The organism is Planosporangium spinosum (genome assembly GCF_049999945.1).
GTDB classification, from domain to species: Bacteria; Actinomycetota; Actinomycetes; order Mycobacteriales; family Micromonosporaceae; genus Planosporangium; species Planosporangium spinosum.
In genome coordinates this window covers 30264-48535 of sequence record NZ_JBLYUB010000042.1, presented here as the reverse complement: position 1 = coordinate 48535, position 18272 = coordinate 30264, and the positions used below count along the sequence as shown (strand labels likewise).

Annotated in this window: 11 protein-coding genes; 3 read left to right on the top strand and 8 right to left on the bottom strand. The window is 64.0% G+C overall.

Going from position 1 to position 18272, the window contains the following annotated elements; genetic code table 11:
- Both ACNTMW_RS32425 and ACNTMW_RS32420 read left to right on the top strand, forming a co-directional pair.
- Positions 1-289, top strand: a 289-nt coding sequence (locus ACNTMW_RS32425) for a helix-turn-helix domain-containing protein (protein WP_426637854.1), incomplete at its 5' end; no start/stop codon positions are given.
- A complete protein-coding gene (locus ACNTMW_RS32420; RefSeq protein WP_426637852.1) occupies positions 219-872 on the top strand; it encodes a transposase in 654 nt (217 codons plus the stop codon). The genes ACNTMW_RS32425 and ACNTMW_RS32420, both read left to right, overlap by 71 nt.
- On the opposite strand, the gene ACNTMW_RS32415 is transcribed toward ACNTMW_RS32420, so the two are convergent.
- Positions 869-1366: a VOC family protein gene (locus tag ACNTMW_RS32415; RefSeq protein WP_426637851.1), complete on the bottom strand. Its 498-nt coding sequence runs from the start codon at positions 1364-1366 to the stop codon at positions 869-871. The genes ACNTMW_RS32420 and ACNTMW_RS32415 overlap by 4 nt on opposite strands.
- A gap of 649 nt (positions 1367-2015) precedes the next feature.
- On the opposite strand from ACNTMW_RS32415, the gene ACNTMW_RS32410 reads away from it, so the two are divergent.
- Positions 2016-5177 (top strand): type ISP restriction/modification enzyme, encoded by a 3162-nt coding sequence (locus tag ACNTMW_RS32410; protein ID WP_426637849.1) that lies wholly within the window; start codon positions 2016-2018, stop codon positions 5175-5177.
- A gap of 28 nt (positions 5178-5205) precedes the next feature.
- Here ACNTMW_RS32410 and ACNTMW_RS32405 read toward each other — a convergent pair whose 3' ends face one another.
- The 7 genes from ACNTMW_RS32405 to ACNTMW_RS32375 form a co-directional block, all read right to left on the bottom strand.
- Positions 5206-6777 (bottom strand): serine/threonine-protein kinase, encoded by a 1572-nt coding sequence (locus ACNTMW_RS32405; RefSeq protein ID WP_426637848.1) that lies wholly within the window; start codon positions 6775-6777, stop codon positions 5206-5208.
- A 3-nt stretch (positions 6778-6780) separates the two neighbouring features.
- Positions 6781-7512, bottom strand: a complete 732-nt coding sequence (locus tag ACNTMW_RS32400) for a hypothetical protein (protein WP_426637847.1) — start codon at positions 7510-7512, stop codon at positions 6781-6783.
- Between the two features lie 186 nt (positions 7513-7698).
- Complete coding sequence (locus tag ACNTMW_RS32395; RefSeq protein ID WP_426637845.1) at positions 7699-10764, bottom strand: type I restriction endonuclease subunit R; 3066 nt, start codon at positions 10762-10764, stop codon at positions 7699-7701.
- 46 nt (positions 10765-10810) lie between these two features.
- Positions 10811-12925: an AIPR family protein gene (locus tag ACNTMW_RS32390; protein WP_426637843.1), complete on the bottom strand. Its 2115-nt coding sequence runs from the start codon at positions 12923-12925 to the stop codon at positions 10811-10813.
- Between the two features lie 77 nt (positions 12926-13002).
- The gene (locus ACNTMW_RS32385; protein ID WP_426637841.1) at positions 13003-14286 is read right to left on the bottom strand and encodes a restriction endonuclease subunit S; all 1284 of its coding nucleotides are present in this window, start codon (positions 14284-14286) and stop codon (positions 13003-13005) included.
- A complete protein-coding gene (locus ACNTMW_RS32380) occupies positions 14283-16259 on the bottom strand; it encodes a type I restriction-modification system subunit M (protein WP_426637840.1) in 1977 nt (658 codons plus the stop codon). Before ACNTMW_RS32380 ends, ACNTMW_RS32385 begins: the two co-directional genes overlap by 4 nt.
- Before the next feature lie 30 nt (positions 16260-16289).
- Entirely contained in the window at positions 16290-18209 is a 1920-nt protein-coding gene (locus ACNTMW_RS32375) for an N-6 DNA methylase (protein ID WP_426637839.1), read from the bottom strand.
- Positions 18210-18272 lie beyond the last annotated feature (63 nt).

The window sequence follows — 18272 nt, the reverse complement described above, 5'->3', positions numbered from 1 at the left end:
GGGTCATCGCGTACTCCGTCCTCTGGGTGTTCTTGGTCGTTCACACAGAGACTCACGCGATGACCCTCTTCATGTCTGCGATACGCCGAAGTGGATCAGCTTCTACACCACTCGGTGGGACGCAACCTGTTCCCTGTTCCCCCGCGTCCGCTACACGCTGCGCGGCACGTCCTACCTGTCGCACCGCATCGGCTGGTCGGTGCAGGTACCCGCACATCGTGCGGTCGAACGCGCCGAGCAGGCGGTCGCGGCGTGGCGGCGGGAGGCATGGCCGGCGGGAAAACGGTAGCGGCGCAGCGCGACGCGTGGATCTGCTTCGAGGACGAGGCGGGTCAGACGCTGCGCCCGCCGAAGGCGCGTACTTGGGGCCGCCGAGGCCGTACCCCGGTGGTGGCGGTGCCCGGCAAGGGCTCCGGGCGCGTATCGGTCGCCGGCTTAGTGTGCCTCAAACCGGGCCGGCGCAGCCGCCTGATCTACCGCACCATCGTCCACCGGGGACGCAGGAACGAGCGGCGCAGCTTCGCCGAGACCGACTCATCGCCCTGCTGGATGCTGCACACCAACAGTTGGGCGGCCCGATCGTGCTCGTCTGGGACAACCTGAACAACCACGTCAGCGTCGCGATGCGGCAGTTGATCACCGCCCGGGACTGGCTGTACGTCATCCGGCTGCCCGCCTACGCCCCTGACCTCAACCCCACCGAGGGAGTCTGGTCGCATCTCAAGCGCAGCATCGGCAATCTCGCCGTCTATGGCGTCGATCATCTTCAGGCCGTCGTCAAGCAGCGGCTCAAGCGGATCCAGTACCGCACCGACCTGATCGACAGCTTCGTCGTTCACACCGGCCTGACCCTTGAGCCGCACCAGCCCTAGCCTGAACGGTCCACCAGCTGGTCGTCGGCGACCTTGGCCTGTCCGAACCACAGGTCAGCAACCGCGCCCTGGCTGTCGTCTGGTGGATCGGGCAGCACCTGGAAGAACTTCCACGCGTACCCGTGAGGGTCCTCGACCTCGACGTAGCGCTCGCCCCAGGGCGCATCCAGCGGGCCGGCCCCGATCACGCAGCCCGCGGCTCGGCAACGCCGGGCCGCCTCATCAACATCGTCCACCTCGATCCCGATGACCACGCCAAGACCGCGTGGCCCCACCTTCGTCTGACGCTCCCGCACGCTGTCCGCGAACGGCATGCCCACCAATGCATCGACCAACAGCTGCAACGGACCCCGACGAAGGATCGCCATCACCACCTGGCCGTCCAGTCCGGGCACCGTTCCGACCGGAACGAAACCGAAGCTCTCGTACAACGCCGCAGCCGCGCTCACGTCCTTGACCCGCAGTCCGACCCGCACCGGAGGCTCGTCACTCATGGCCACGACCGTACCGAACGCCCCACCGCGCGAACACCATTCAACCTGGCCTTTCAAGATCTGTAGCGGCGATTGACACCGCAGGACGCAACCGGAGCGCTTGGAGCCCCCAGCACGCCATAAGTGTTGTCGAATCTGCTGCGAGCCGAGGTCGCCTGACCGGATAGCGAAGCACTCAGGTCCAGGAACGCCCGGATTGGCCCCGATCGCGCTCCCGAGTACAGGCGACTAGCTGACCCTGTGCAGGCCCACAAAAAAGGATTGGCACGTAACAACAATCATGATATAGGCAGATTTGAACGCGAGTTATACAACATGACTATCACGACAAAGGTTGCTTAATCAGCGCAAACTACACCGGTACATGCTGATCTCTTGATATCTAGGGGCTACTTGATTCAAGCTGTCAGTGACGTACAGCTATCGGAAGGGAGCAGTACGTATGCCTCTCTGTTCTGGCTAGGTCTTGACCGGTTTCTGCCGAACGGGAGGCACGCCGATGGCACGCACGCCCAACCACAGCAAGAGCGAAGGATCGACCGGCGCTTTTCCTGCGCAGGTTGAACGAGCGGTCGCAAAGTTTGGTGCAGTCGTAGCGCCACTCCTACGAGCGCAAGTTGGACAAGCAGAGGCGAACCTGACCGCCGCAGTGGAAACGCTCCTCAGGGACGTCGCGCACGCACTCGGGCTAGATTTACTCTCCCACCGAGAAGCAGCAGAAAAGTCACTCAGAATCCGACCAGACCTGGCAATCGACGTTTCTGGTGCACGCGTCGGTGTCGTGGAATTGAAGGCGCCGGGCATGGGAGTACCGGGCTCGCCGCGCTGGGGGAAGGCCAGGGATCGGGAGCAGTGGGAGAAGCTAAAGGCGCTCCCAAACGTGCTCTACACCGATGGAACTAGTTGGGCAGTCTATCACTACGGACAACAGAGCGGTGATGTCGCAGCCCTGGAAGGAGATCTGGCACGGTCAGGATCCCGACTTCGCCCCAAGAACGACACATTCGCGTCGCTGCTGCAGAACTTCCTCTGCTGGAAACCGACACCGCCCCGGGATCTCCGCGATCTAATCAAAATTTCCGCAAGACTGTGCCACCTTCTGCGAGACGAGGTCGCCGAAGCGCTTCAGAGGGAACGCCGAGGCAACACAAAGGCATTGTTCTCCGAGCACCTTGCAGACTGGCAAGAGTGGCTGTTTCCGGACCTCACTGACGATGAGTTTGTCGACGCATATGCCCAGACCATAACCTTCGGACTGATGCTCGCCCGGCGGGAAGGTGTCATTTTCGAGGGGCTGGAGATATCGGACATCGGCGAAAAGCTTGCCAAACGGCATCTCCTGGTCGGCCGGGCTCTTTCCATCCTCACAGCTCGCCCTGACCGCGGAATGAGCATCGAAGAGCGCAGCATTGCCCTGCAAACGATGCGTCGGGTCATCGGTGTAGCGGATTGGAGTCGCTGGCCCGCAGCTGGCACCCACCACTGGCTTTATGAGGAGTTTCTGGAGGCTTACGATCCAGTAATACGGCGACAGACGGGGGCGTATTACACCCCGACAGCGGTCACTGATTTCATGACCCGCTTCGTCGACGAAGTGCTGCGGACCAAACTAGGCGTTGAGCGGGGCCTCGCCGACAATCACGTGGTGGTCCTCGATCCCGCCATGGGTACCGGCACCTTCCTTCAGAGCGTGCTAGACCGAGTAGCAGAAACAGTTAAGGGCGAGGGTGGCGATGTTCCCGCGTCGCTACGCGCCCTGCTGACTCGACTAGTCGGGTTCGAAAGACAGATCGGTCCGTACGCGGTCGCAGAACTCAAGCTCGACCAAGCGTTGGACGCCTACCACGCCGAAGCCAAAGACGAAGACTTTCGGCTCTACGTTGCGGACACCCTCGATGATCCGAATAAGATGCCGTTGCCCGCGCGCGCCCGGATGTACGCGCCACTTGCCGACTCCCGCCGAGCGGCGAACAAGGTCAAGACCGACGAGGGAGTGATGGTGGTCCTGGGCAACCCGCCATACCGAGCGAAGGCGAAGCCGTATGGCAAGTGGGTACTGGACCAACATCCGGGCCAAAGATCACTGTTGGATGATTTCCGAGCGCCGGGAAACTGGAGACATGAACACAAGCTACACGACTTAGCAATCTACTTCTGGCGATGGGCACTCTGGAAGGCATTCGAGTCGACACCCGAACAGCCGGCTGGAGTGGTGGCCTTCATCACCACCTACGCATACCTTAACGGACCGGGCTTCGCCGGCATGAGACGCTACCTACGCGAGCACGCGGACTTCGGCTGGATCGTCGACCTGTCCACCGAAGGCCACTGGTCCAATACCAAATCCCGCGTATTCCCCGGCGTACCACATCCAGTCTGCATCGCAATTTTCGCGCGACGTTCAACATCTAAACGTGCCGAACCAGCATTGATTCAACACCTGGCGTTGTCCGGAGACCAGGCGGAGAAGTTCAGCCTGCTGAGGCAAATCCAAATAGACGATTGGCGCTGGCGGGACTGCCCGATCGACTGGGAAGCGCCGCTGCAACCGACCCAGGATGGTTCTTGGACCCGGAACCCACGGATCGAGGAAGTGCTCCCGTACACGTCCCTGGGCGTGAAGTGCAATCGGGCTTGGGTTCACGCTCCGGACCGAAACGTTCTCCTGCAACGTTGGCGAGCGCTCATCAATGCCAACCCTACAGAAAAGGCTCGGCTAATGAAGGAGACTCGCGACAGGGATGTCAACAAACGGCTCGTACCATTCCCAGGCGAGACAGATTACGTAACAATCAGAGACGAGAAGTCACCGACACCCAGAATACAGCGCATCGGATTTCGAAGCTTTGACCGCCAGTATCTGATCGCCGATCAACGCGTCATTGATTTCCTCCGTTCCGACCTCTGGCGGATCGCCGGCCCTCGTCAAGTTTATCTGACCACACAACTACGCGAACCGCTTACCAGCGGTCCTGCCGCCGTCTTCACGGCCTACGTGCCCGACACCCACCACTTCAGAGGACATCACGGCGGTCGCGTCATCCCGCTCTACCGTGACACGAGCCGGACACTACCAAACGTGGCGCCGAACCTTGCGACGCTGCTGCGCCAGCGCCTCGGTATCGCAACCGACGACACGGACGTTATGGCTTACGTGGCCGGAGTAGTTGCACATTGCGGCTACACCAGGAGATTCCACGAGGAGCTTCGACAGCCAGGTGTTCGAGTACCGCTCACGGCGGTCCCAGACTTATGGCACGAGGCAGTTCTGATAGGCAGGCGTGTGATATGGCTACATACCTTCGGTGAACGTTTCGAAGACATCGTGGACGGCAGATCACCTAGGCAACTTTCAGCCAAGCGGCCGGCCGTCCTCTCCCCGATCTCCGGACACGCAACGGACATGCCAGACTCAATCACTTACGACGAGGTGGACCAAAGCGTCGTGATTGGCTCAGGCCGGGTCGGTCCTGTCAGCGCCGCCGTGTGGTCCTTCGAAGTATCTGGTATGCGAATCATCAAGCACTGGTTCGACTACCGGAAACGAAACCCATCTGGTCGGCGCGGCGGGTCGGAGCTCGACGAGCTCACCTCCGCGCGATGGACGCTGGACATGACCGACGAGCTACGCGACTTGGTTGCCGTCCTCGAAGGCTGCGTGGAGCTTGAGGCCAAGCAGGCAGATCTCCTTGAGCGGATCATCGCCAACCCGCTTGTTACCGTGACCGATCTAGAGGATGCCAACATTCTGCCGCCGCCGCAGCATGCACACCGTATCGTGCAGAACGGCGATGGCGTCACACTCTTCTGACAGCCCGTTTGCGTAACAGAAGCCAGGTCTAGCTCGACTCCCGCCATCCTTTGTCGAGCCGCGAAAGGTGAGCCAGTAGCGCCTCGATGTCCGACGCGTCGGACGAGTCGGGTCCGTGGACACGGCGTACATGAGCCAGAAGTTCCTGGAGCTGCCGCCGGGCCTCGTCGACGTCCCCAACACCCGCGGTCAGAAGGGCGATCTCATGTTGCAGCGGGAATGTCTCAGCCGCACCGACGCCGAGCACCCGCCGCTGATCCGCCAGCAGCGCCCGCAGCGACCGCAGCGCCTCGGTCGCCTCCCCGAGCTCGGCCTGGCAGGTGGCGCCCTGCTGCCGGCAGTACCACACCAGCTCGTCATCGGGGCCCATCCGCGCGGCGAGGTCGGTGGCCAGCCTCTCGAACTCCGGCAGCGCTCGCCTATAGTCACCGGCGAGCAGCAGCATGCTGGCGAAGTCGAGCCGGGCGTCGAGGACCCTGGGATGCCGTCCGCCGTACGCGCCGAGCGCAGACCGCAGGGCGCTTTCCAACGCCTCGGCGGCCTGGCTGAACCGCTCCTCCTCGGCCAGCGCGGCAGCCCGGTCCCGGACCTCCTGCAACTCCGCGAGTGTCGGGACCGAAACCTGCCTGCCGTCCGCCTTGGTCGGCGCGGTCGCTCGACGGCGGGGCAGCGGGCCGAACGGGTACCGGTACGGCATCGTCGGGTCCGCCACCGCACCGTCCGACCCGGACATGACGGCCTCGCCACCGGCCACGCCGACATCCTCGGCGGCCCACGGCATCAGCAGCTCGTACACCTCGACGGCTGACTCCGGGCGGTCCAGCGGGTCTTTGGCGAGCAGCCGGGCAACCAGTTTCGTCAGACCGTCGGGTACGTCGTCGCGGTGGTCGTCCACCAGCGGCACCGGATCGTTCATGTGGCTATGCAGCATGCCCAGCGCGGTATCCGCCTGGTACGGAGGCTCCCCCACCAGCAGCTCGAACAGCACACACCCCAGCGCGTACAGGTCGGCGCGCGGTCCGACGGCGCCGCCCAGGGCCTGCTCGGGCGCCATGTAGGTGGGTGTGCCGAGGGTTTCGCCGGTGACCGTCAACCGGGGCACGTCGGCCGGGCCGAGCAGCGCCGCGATGCCGAAGTCGAGCACCTTGACCGTACCCGCCGGGGTGACGATGACGTTCTGCGGCTTGAGGTCCCGGTGCACCAGCGAGTCGGCGTGGGCCGCGGCCAGTACGGAGCAGATCTGCGCCCCGATCGCCGCCGACCACGGCACCGGCAGCCGGCCCCGCTCGGCGACGAGGTCGGCGAGTACGACCCCGGACACGAGCTGCATGACGATGTAGATGTCACCGTCGTGGAAGCCGACGTCGTGGACGTTCGGTACGCCCGGGTGGTCAAGCCGGGCGGTCACGCGGGCTTCCCGCATGAAGCGTTCCACCGTGGTGTCACGGTCGGCTTCGGCCATCGCGACCTGGTGGAGCACCTTGACGGCGACCGGCCGGTCGAGCTTCCGGTCGTACCCAGCCCAGACCTCGCCCATGCCGCCCCGCCCGACCGGGTACGTCAGCTCGTACCGGTCACCGACCAGCGTTCCCGCCTGCATGCGTCAGATCCCGTCGCCGTACCTGGTGTTCAGCTCGCGGTATGCCGCCATGACGGCCTCGGTCTGGTCGGCCAGGGCCGCACCGGCCCGCGACTCGCCAGGCAGGTCGTGTGGGGCCAGCTCGGCGAGTCTCTGGTCGGCGTCGCGAACCAGCTCGCCGATCTCCCATTCCCGGATGATGTTCTCACCGGCCACAGCGGTCGCTGTCAACTCGGCCAGGCGACGGCCGACCTCGGCGTCGAGATCCGCCAGCGCCGTCGCGACCTTCGTGCGCTGAGCCAACAGATTGCGAACAGCGGGACTGTCGGCAGGCAGCCCTTCGTGATCATGCTCGGCCAGGTCGTCTCGCATCTCCCGGAAACCCTGCCGGCGTTCCAGGAGATCGGCCAGCTCCCACAGCGCGTGGGCGAGCAGGCGCTCCGCCGCCACCGTGTCGACCATGCCCCGCAGCGCCGGCCACGTCTCGGCGATGCGCTCCCCCAGATCAACCGCCGCCGAGAGCGCCTGACGGTCCTCGTCGTCGACCAGGATCCTGTGGTCGTCCCGCCGGTGACGTAGCTGTGGGGCGAGAATGGTGCCCGCCTCCTGCGGTACGGGGTAGACCGCGGCGACCACCAGGGTGGCGAACCCGACCAGGCAAATAGCCGGCCACCATCGGATGCCTACCCATCCGACAAGCGCCGAGAGCACAAGAAGTGCGGAGCCGACGAGACGGCACAGACGTCGGACGTCCACGCCTTCACCAGGCGGCGCCGGGCTGATCTCGAGAACGCTTCCCCAGCGGTACGTTTCCGCTCTGCCGCCATGGACCTTCAGCGGGAGGATCGAGACGATGACCGTACTGTCGTCATGGGCGACGTACAGCGCCGGCGGATCTACCTGCCCCACAGCGGGCTTACTCCTTCGTGGTCGACCGACGAGCTAGGCGATGCCTTTCTGCCGGCGGATCATCTGGTACGCCTGGCGCCGCGCGAACTGCTTGAGCTGGGTCTGCAGCGTCTTGTCGTCGAGGTACCGCTGCATCAGCTTGCCGTTGTCGTCGTGGCGCGAGATGACGATATCTTCAAATCGCTTGTCGAAGACGACGCCGAAGTTCGATTCGTCGTTGACGATGGCGGCCGCCTGGAGCGTACCGTCCTCGGCCGCGGCGGCGATCTGCTGCTCCACCCAGATCTTGTCCGAGTCGCCCAGGCCGATGCCGAAGTGGTTGTTGAACTCCTCGATCAGCTCGGACAGCGCGACCTTCTCCGACTCGTGTTGCGGGCCGGCGCCGCCACCGGTGAACCCTGGCAGCACCTGCTCGCCCTCCGACGTAAGGCTGACGTCGTGTTGGCCGGTCTTGCTGATGCGCAGGTGGGTGAGCACGACCTCGCCGATGTCGACGGAGGCGTCGCGCTGGCGCGGCAGCCGGTTGAGCAGGGCCCGGCCGAACAGGTACAGCCGCTCCAGCTCCTCGTCGTGGTAGGGCACGACCTGGGACAGGAAGGCATACATCCGCACGTAGTCGCGCAGCGCGGCGCGGAAGCCGTCGGCCCGCTCACGGTCATCGGCGGCCAGCGCGACGTACCGGTCCCGGGCAGAGTCGGTGAGGTGGTAGAGCGCGGCGTGGGCCCGCTGGATCGCGGTGTCGCTCTTCGCCTTCCGCTCGGCGGCGAGCAGTTCCTCGGCGTACTTCTGCATCTCCGCATCGACGAGCAGCGCGTACCCCATGACGTTGTTCTGCGCGGTGTAGAGCAGGTTCGGGTCGGTCGGGGTGGTGGTGGCCGTCTCGTAGAACGGCTTGAACTGCTCGGCGATGGCCTCGGCGTCGTTGCGGAAATCGAGGACGAAGATGTCGCCCTGCGTCTTCAGCGGGTGGGTACGGTTGAGCCGCGACAGGGTCTGCACCGCGGCGACGCCCTTGAGCGCCTTGTCGACGTACATCGTGGTCAGCAGCGGCTGGTCGAAACCGGTCTGGTACTTCTCGGCGACGACCAGGATCCGGTACTGCCGGTCCTGCTTGGCGGCGGGCGTGCCGGCGTGCTTGTCGTCGGCGGCGGTGTAGGCGAACCGCGCCGGCAGCTCGCCTTCGCCGAAACCGTTGAGGCGCGCCTCGGTCACCTCGACACCGTCGATCTCCAGGTCGCCGGAGAACGCGACGAGCGTCTCGCAGTCCGGGTAGCCCTGGTCGTCGACGTACTTCTTGATGGCCCGGTACAGCCGGACCGCGTTCTCGCGTGACTGGGTGACCACCATGGCCTTGGCGCGGCCGCCGAGCCGGGGCGCGGTGTGCCGGCGAAAGTGCTCGACGATGATCTCGGCGCGCTGGGAGTTCGAGGTGGGGTGCAGGCTGACGAACCGGGCGAGCTGCGCGCCGGCCTTCTTCGGGTCGACCTCGGGGTCATCCGGGTTGGCGTTCGCGAGCTTCCAGTACGACTGGTAGGTCACATAGTTGCGCAGCACGTCGAGGATGAAGCCCTCCTCTATGGCCTGGCGCATCGAGTACGTGTGGAACGGGTGCGGGTTACCGGTGACCGGGTGCGGTGTACCGAAAAGTTCGAGGGTCTTCGGCTTCGGGGTGGCCGTGAAGGCGAAGTACGACAGGCTGTCGTGCCGGCCGCGGGCGAGCGCCGACGCGGTGAGCGGGTCGCCGTCGGCGTCGATGTCGTCGCTGCCGAGTTTGAGCAGCACCTTCTTGAGCGCCGCGGCGGACTCGCCGGCCTGCGACGAGTGTGCCTCGTCGACGATGATGGCGAACCGCTTACCCTTCAGTCCGCTGACCTTGTCGAGGATGAACGGGAACTTCTGTACCGTCGTGATGACGATCTTCGCGGTCTCACTCTGGAGGGCGGCGGCGAGTTGGGCGGAGTCCTTCTCGATGCGCTGCACCACACCGGGCACGTGGTCGAACTGGAACACGGTGTCCTGCAACTGCCGGTCGAGCACGAGCCGATCGTTGATAATGATGATCTTGTCGAAGACCGGCTGGTTGGGGCCGAGGCCGGCTGCGTGGGCCTTCGGGTCGAGGGCGGCCGGGTCGGCCGGGGTGTGCAGGCTGGACAGCCGGTGGGCGAGCCAGGCGATGGTGTTGGACTTACCCGAGCCGGCGGAGTGCATGACCAGGTAGTTGTGGCCGGAGCCGTGCCGCGCCGCGTGGTCGGCGAGATTGACCACGGCGTGCCACTGGTGGAAGCGCGGGAAGATCAGGCTCCCCTTCCCCTCCGTATGCAGGAACCGGCGTACCAGGTCGAGCCAGGTGTCCGGGTGCCAGATCTGCTCCCACAGGTACGAGGTCCGGTAGCCGCCGGGCTTGGCGGGCGGGTTGCCCGCACCGCCGGATACGCCCGGCCCTTCGGAGCCCATGTTGAACGGCAGGAACCTGGTCTTGTCGCGGTCCAGCCTGGTGGTCACGAAGACCAGGTCCGGGTCGACGGCGAAGTGCACAAGGGCGCGGCGAGTGAACAGCAGTTCCTTCGGGTCACGGTCGTCGCGGTACTGCTTCTTGGCGTGCTCGACGGTCTGCCCGGTGAGCGGGTTCTTCAGTTCGGCGGTGGCGAGCGGGATGCCGTTGACGAACAGCACCAGGTCGAGCGCGTTGGTGTTGCTCAGTGAGTACTGAAGTTGCCGGGTGACGGTGAGCCGGTTCTTCCGGTAGAACGCGAGCGCATCGTCGGTGATGGTGTGGGCGGGCTTGAAGTACGCGAGCCTGATGAGGACACCCCGGTCCTTCACGCCTCGGCGCAGCACGTCAAGGACGCCGCGCTCGTCGATCTGCTTGCCGAGGTACTGGGCGAAGGCACGCTGCGCGTCGTCCGGGTCGTTGCCGTGGTACGCGAGAAGCTTCTCCCACTCCTTCGGCTGGGTGTCACCGATGAAGGCGAACAGTTCGGCGGTGTCGAGGCCGAGGTCGGGGCGGTAGTTGTTGGGAGTGCCGGGTAGCCAACCGGAGTCGAGCAGCGACGCCTCAATCGCGGCCTCGAACGAGTGCTCCTTGTATACCAAACCCACAGTCATCACACTCCAAAGTCCACCTGATCAGGGGGCCAGCCGACTCTCAGTCGGCATCGTTCTGTTTGTTGAGGATCTCGTCGGCAAGCTGGGCCAACGATCCAGCACCGGTCACAAACCACCGCGCTGGCCCCTGCACAGCCCTTGGTCGTCCGTCTTCCCAGCCGGCCAAATCCCACATTCGTTGGACCAGCCCCGTGGGCGTGTACTGACGGCCATCCTCAGCCCAGAGGAGTGGTCGAACCCGATCATTTATCCACGAAGCCTGACCACGCCGCGGGTCGTCAGCAAGCCACGACTCCAATGCGGCAATCTCAGGCTTGTTCTGCCCTCGGTACGAGAGGATAGTGCCATCCTTGACTGCGCCGGCCTCAACGATTGTTCGCACCGCGTTTGGACGACGGGGAGCGCGGAGACGACTGTAATCCGCCGATAGTTCCGGCGCTGGCCCACCTAGGTCTAGACTTGCCGAAACCTTGGATGCCAACAGCACTAGTCGCGCAGGATTCGAGAAGGTGTTTGTTATTGATGAAGTCGCACCAAATTCATCATCAATATGCTTAATCAGCCAATCGGTGACTAGAACAGCCGTCGCAGGCACCGACTCCAGCAAAGCCGATATGCCCAAATCCGGCTTGTCGATGTCCCTGAGATCCAGCCTCCTCAGCGTTAAGTGAGCAATAAGAAGCTCCCCCTGTTCAACAACCGCTTCAGCCCGGCCACGGCGACTGTTTCGACTATCAGCCAATGCGGTCTTGACAGCACGCAGAAACAGCACCGACCGCCAGATCTCTAGGGCGGTACGCGGCCTACGGTGAAACAAGATTGCATAAGCACCCTGCGGACCTCGCTCCCAGAGCAAATCAAGATCAGCAATCGCACGGATCACAAGTTCCGGATCCCTACGTGCGCACGCCAGCGCCTCAGCCGCCTCCTCGACCGTGCAACCATCCTCCGGTGCCGGAATTTCGTCACCCCTCATTACCACATATCGCTGTGGCAGGGATAGCCGAAAGTCCTCTTCAATATCTGCCTGAACAGGATCGAGGGCCACAAAGTCGCGCAACTCTACCTGGTTCTGCCTATTGGTGGCCTGCGTAATTTGGACACCTAGCTCTGGAGGCGCGTCCCGCAGGGAAATCACCTTGACCGAAACATATCCCACCTTTGTTGCCGTCGGGTCCTGTCGCACCGCCTCTCGAACAGCCGAAACTGTTTGCGCTCCATTAACCACGCTCGCACCAATGACCGTGAGATTTACGGGACTCTCAGCGGCACTTGGATTCCAAAGGTTAGGAACCACGGATTCACAAAGCATAGTAATACCGTTATTGAGGGCGCAGAAGTTTTCCGGCTCCCTGAGTAAGGTATTGACCATGCCCAGATTAACTTCAGTTTGACCGAGAGGCTTGCGGAGGTTCCGCTCAAACAAGCGGTCACCGTGTTCGTTGTACCATGCAGCTACCGAACCAACCGCAACTTCGCCTTGGTACGCCTCGAGATGGCCCGACAACTTGTGCCAGGTACCCATGCCAACCGTCAAGCTAATCGGCGCTTCCCGAAGGTCATCTTTAAGTATCTGACGAAGATCCTTCATCAGGAATACTCGGTAGTCCAGTATCGGGTCATCTCGGTTATACCGGTTAGATTCGACGACGGCATCATCGAGCCGACGTGCCACATCCCGTGAAATCTGCTGAGAGCCCATGACCGAAAGGACGAGGGTAATCTTCCGCTTCGGATTATTTAGTACTTCGGTGATTTGCGGCTCGAAAGCTTGCAACCGAGGGTTGAGGCCCGAAAACTCTCTCCTACTTAGAAGACGAAAGCCATCTAGCAGACTGTTAACTTCCCCAACAGAGATACTTTTGTCGCCGTGATCGCTCCACTTACTTTGAACTAACCAAAGCCGCGCAGTGGCATCAGTCGCGACAGCGTCAATTCCTTCGTCATTGAAACCATCGACGATACCCCCAGCCGCCGCAGCGCTGTCACAACCTGTTAAGCTCCTTACCACCAACGCTGCTGCCGCTCGACTTCTGAACATTTGCCCATTAGAATCGCGCTGCCCGGCTGGGTCCGTCATGTCGATCAGGCCGCCGAATTCCCTCTCCAGCGCCTTTCGCAACTGCCATGCGGCGAGCGGAACGCTACTGCCCATGGACCTACCTGCGGTCATACTCCCACCTCCCGGTCATCGCGCATATGCGCCCGCCTACTCGCCGCCTCAGCCAGCGCTCAGTCGGCCGCCGTACCCACTGGATCCATGACGCCGGGTTTCCCGGTGACTGCCGCAGCTATCACGGCCTGTTTCCGTTCTTCGATAAGGAGAAGCTGACGCCTTATAGCCTCCGCGGCCGCCTCGCATTTTCTGCGCAACTCTGAAAGCTCTTCAACCACCCCAAATTGCACAGCCATGGGCGGAACGGGTAGCACAATCTCGCGAACTACTTCTAAGTTGATGCGAGATCTGGTAGAACCGCGCTTTAGAGCCGAAATCTGCTGAGAGATTGGGCCAGAACTGAGTGCCCAAGCCGCAAACTCATGGGAGATCCTAGTCTGATCCAAGCGAAGCCTGAAGCAATCTGCCTTTACAATTGCCCGCCCAAGCCCAGTAGGCACGACTGACGCGCGCCCAAGCGGATGGTTCTCGTCGCCTAGGCCGGCCATCACCAAATCACCCGCGCATGCTTCGTGTCGCCGAAGTTGCGAGAAGTAGGCTCCCGGAATGAAAGCCGCATCGCGATTTATGAATTGCGCCCGCCCGATGTTGCCGAGACGAATTACTCGGGCACCTTGGTCCGAGTAATGACGACTAGTCAACGCACTACCAAATGGCCCATCACACATCGCCATGATCAATCGACGCATAGGGATCGGACGGTATGCATCTATGAGTTTTGCGAGGCGAGTGGACCATGCCGCTTCGAGTCGGCTCTCCACCAGCGCCAACTGGCGGCGTCGCGCCATCGCGAGATGGTCGAGCCGCGTGGTGACTTGGTCTATATAAGCTATCATTTGCAGTTGCACATCCACGGGAGGAAGTGGAGTCCGCAACTGCTCGATGTCCGGCATATAGACAGTCTTATGGGTTGAACCAGCAGCGATCCGTCGAAGATCCGGCGCGGTTGCACGCAATACGTACAGAAGAAACCGTGGGTGCAACTGTGGTCCGCACGTCCAAGTAGCAAAATCCTGGCTCGTCGCCATACTTCTCTTCATAATTCCAGAGAAGCCTACCGAAGCAGTCCTAGAAAGGATGACAGTGCCGGCCGGATGAATTACCGCCGCCGAATTAGCCAAGCCTTTCTGACTAATTTTCTCCTTCGTATCTTCTATAAAGTCGACCGCACCACTTCGGAGTTGCCAGACATCAGCAAGTGTAATCCAAGGTATCGTGCAGTCTTCCCAATAGTCTGGCCTGCTACGACTAGGAGTATGGCCGGTTCCCAGCTTTGCGACGAACCTAATCGGCACTGTTTCCCAGCGCGTGTCGGTAAGCCACGGAGCCAAATTCGTCACTTCCGCGTCACCTGCTTTAGGAGACTCTGAATTTCGGTGTCAAGGGCCACAATCTCTGCGTCGATCGCTGAAATCGCCCGAGGCGGCTCATATACGTAGAAGTAACGAGTAAACGGGAGTTCGCACCCGATCTTCGTCTTCGTCTCGTCAATCCACGCGTCCGGTACGTGCGGCAGCACCTCGCGCTTCAGGTACTCGTGGATGTCCTCACCCAACGGCACGTTCTCGTTGTCACGCAGGTCAGGGTCCGGCAGCGGGTTGCCTTTACGGTCGGTCTGCACCTCCCCCTCCGGGTCGGGCACCGACACGGCCTCCCATACCGCCTTCTCCACGGGAGCTGGCAACTTGCCAAGCCCTGCAATCGCCTGGTCGAGCTTCGACACGAAGCCCTGACGCGTCGACGCGCTCGTACCGATCAGCGACTTCACCGCCGCCAGCAGATCGTCCCGCCAGGTGTACTTCGCCAGCGCCTTCGCCTCAGCCAGCGCCGCGACGCTCTCCTCGGTAACCTCGAACCGCAGCCGCAACGGACGCTCGACGGTGATCCGCTGGTACCCGAAGTCGGTCGTCTTGAAGATCTTGACCTTGCCGTGGTCCGGGTGCTCCGGGTCCTCCGCGATCGGCAGCGCGGCCCCGTACATCCGGGTCAGGTCGGCGATCTGCTCCTCGGTGATCTGCTTGCGCTTCTCCCCCAGGCTCTTGCGCATCTTGGCCCAGTGCTCGCGCCCGTCGAGCAGGATGACCTTGCGCTCCAGCGAGGGATCCTTGCGGTTCGACAGGATCCAGAAGTACGTGGAGATGCCGGTGTTGTAGAACAACTGGTCAGGCAACGCGATGATGCCTTCCAACAGGTCTCGATCCAGGATCCAGCGGCGGATCTCCGACTCGCCCGACCCGGCCGCGCCGGTGAACAACGGCGAGCCATTGAAGACGATCGCGAGCCGCGTGCCCCCGTCCTCGGGCCGCTTCATCTTCGAGATCATGTGCTGAAGGAACAGCAGCGAGCCGTCGTTGATGCGTGGCAGACCGGCCTTGAACCGGCCGCCATCGCTGACAGCGGCCTCATCCTTGATGAACTTCTCGACCTTCTTCCACTCCACGCCGAACGGCGGGTTGGCCAGCATGTAGTCGAAGCGTTCGTCGGTGTGCCCGTCCTGGCTGAACGAGTTGCCGTACGCGATCTTCGTGGGATCGCCGCCCTTGAGCATCATGTCGGAGCGGCAGATCGCGTACGTCTCGCCGTTGAGCTCCTGGCCGTACACCTCGACGGTGGCGTGCGGGTTGAGCTCCTGGATGTGCTCCTGCGCCTCGGTGAGCATGCCACCGGTGCCGCACGCCGGGTCATACACCTTCTTCACGATGCCCGGCGTGACCAGGTCCTCGTCATCCGGCGCAAGTAGCAGGTTGACCATCAGCTTGATGACCTCGCGCGGGGTGAAGTGCTCACCGGCGGTCTCGTTGGAGATTTCGGAGAAGCGCCTGATCAACTCCTCGAAGACGTACCCCATCTGGTGGTTGGACACGACGTCCGGGTGCAGGTCGATGTCGGCGAACTTCGCCACCACCTGGTAGAGCAGCCCGGCCTCGGCGAGCCGGCCGATCTGCGTGTCGAAGGCGTACTTGTCCAGCACGTCGGCCGCGCCCGGCGAGAAGCCGCCGATGTAGCCACGCAGGTTCGTGGCGACGTGGTCCTGGTCGGCGAGCAGCCCACGGAACGTCAGGGGGCTGGTGTTGTAGAAGGACAGCTTCGCCGTCCGCCGCAGCACGGGCTCCATGTTGGTCACGCCCTGCTCCTTGAGCTGGGCGTACCGCGCCACCACGGCGTCCTTCGTCGGCTCCAGCACGCAGTCGAGACGTCTCAGCACGGTGAACGGCAGGATCACCCGCCCGTACTCGGACTGCTTGTAGTCGCCGCGCAGCAGGTCGGCCACCGACCAGATGAAGTTCGCCAGCTCGGTGTGCTTGGTACTCACCAGATTCCTTCCGTGGACGTCAATGCAGTATCAGCGTGGTTGCGGATCGGAGTCTTCACCCGGTCGGAGTACACCTCGCGCCAAACCGTCAGCAGTCATGCGGACCAATTCGGCACCCAGCTCGGCCGCGCGCCGCAGCGCGCCGTCGAAGGCGTCCAGGCGGCGGAACGCCTCACCCTGCCGTCGCTGCTCGTCGAGCGGCACCCGGGGCACCTGGGCACGCCGCACGTCGAACCGCAGGGTGCCGGACAGGCTGCTCGCCTGGCGTTGGTTGGCGGAGGTGCGCAGCTGCCCCACCAGGAACCAGGGATCGAGCGCCGCCGGATTGGGTCGCAACAGGTAGAGATTGTTGCCGAGCAGCTCGCCGTCGGTACTCGCCACGCGGGCAGTGAGCTTTGTCGCAATCATCGGCACGACGACGTCGCCCGCCCGCACGACGACCTCCGGGGTGAGGGGACGCTCTGGTCGGCCCGAGGCCGGCCGGCCGTTCACCACGTCCGCCACGGTGAGCACCGGCCGGTCGTCGGCCGCGCCAGTGTCCCGCGACGCCGGCCGGACCGGGCCGACGATCTGGAGCGCACCGGCCTTGGCCAGCTCGGCGATGGACACGGTCGGCGAGGCACCCGCCTCCTCGTCGGCCACGACTTCGGGCATCAGCCCCGGCAGCTCCGTCATCAGCGCCGCCAGCCGCTCCCGGGTACGGACCAGGTGCTCCCCCGTATCCTCGGCCGCCACGGCCGGCTGCCGGCGCGCCGGGGTCAGGTCGACCTCCTCGTCGAGCAGCTCGATGACCGGTACGGCGCGGGCGAACCCCGGCTCCTCGACCGGCGCGTCCGGTGCGGCGGTGAACCGGCGGAACGTCTCCAGGACCCGGGCATACACCGGGGCGAGGTCGCCGTCGGAGGCGTTCACCAGCAGCGCGTGTGCCGGCAGCGCGGCGTCCGGTGCGGGGCGCCGTAGCACCCACAGGTGCAGGGGCACGCCGTGCGGCGCGGCCGCCCGGGCCGGTAGCGCGATGAGCGCACGCAGCGCACCGCGGCGTAGCAGTTCGGCGCGGATCCGCCGGCCGGCGCGCCGGCTGGCGGCCGAAGGCGGCATCAGGATGACGGCGGTCCCGCCCGGTCGCAGGTGCGCGAGGGCGTGCTGGATCCAGGCCAGCTCCGGCTCGGTGCGCGGCGGCGTGCCGTACTCCCAGCGCCGGTCGTACCCGAGCTCCTCCTGGCCCCAGTTGGTGTCGCCGAACGGTGGGTTGGTCACCACCGCGTCGACGGTGAGGTCGCCGAAGGCGTCGGCACGCAGCGAGTCGCCGACGTGGATGCTGCCGGGGACGCCGCGCATGGCCAGCCACAGGCCGGCCAGCCGGGCGGTGTTCTCATCGATCTCCTGCCCGTACGCGGTGGTGCAGCCGGCGCGCACGGCGGCCCGGAGCACGCCACCGGTGCCGCAGGCCGGGTCAAGCACCGCCCCGCCGCCGGCCTCGGCAAGGGCGACCATGAGGTCGGCCAGTTCGTCGGGGGTGACGCCGATGCGCCGCGTCTCCCGGCGGATGAAGCGCCGCCACAACTCGTCGAACGTCTCCTGCGGCCCCTGCCGGTCGGTGAGTTCGGTGACCGCCTCCCGTACCGCCGCATCGACGTGGCGGAGCGACGACGTCTCACCGCGCTTGCGGGCGAGCAGGTAGGCGCCGACCACCCCGACCGTCGCCGCGAGGTTGTCAGCGGCTCCCGACAGGTGTGACCACAGCCGGTCCTGGGTGGACACCTCCGGCAGCTTGCCCTGCTCGCGGAGCCAGCTCTCGACCTGCACGAGGTCGAACTCGGGACTCGCGGCCGTACCGCCGACCGGCGCGGGGAAGTCCGCGTGGCGCTTGCGCCAGTTGCTGACCGCAGCGCGACCGACACCCGCCAAGCGGGCGATGTCGGCGGCGGTGACCCTCGGAGTTTCGTGCACCCAGACAGCATACAGGTGTGTCAAGGAATTCGTCTGTTGACAGTGTTCTCGAACGATGGTCTC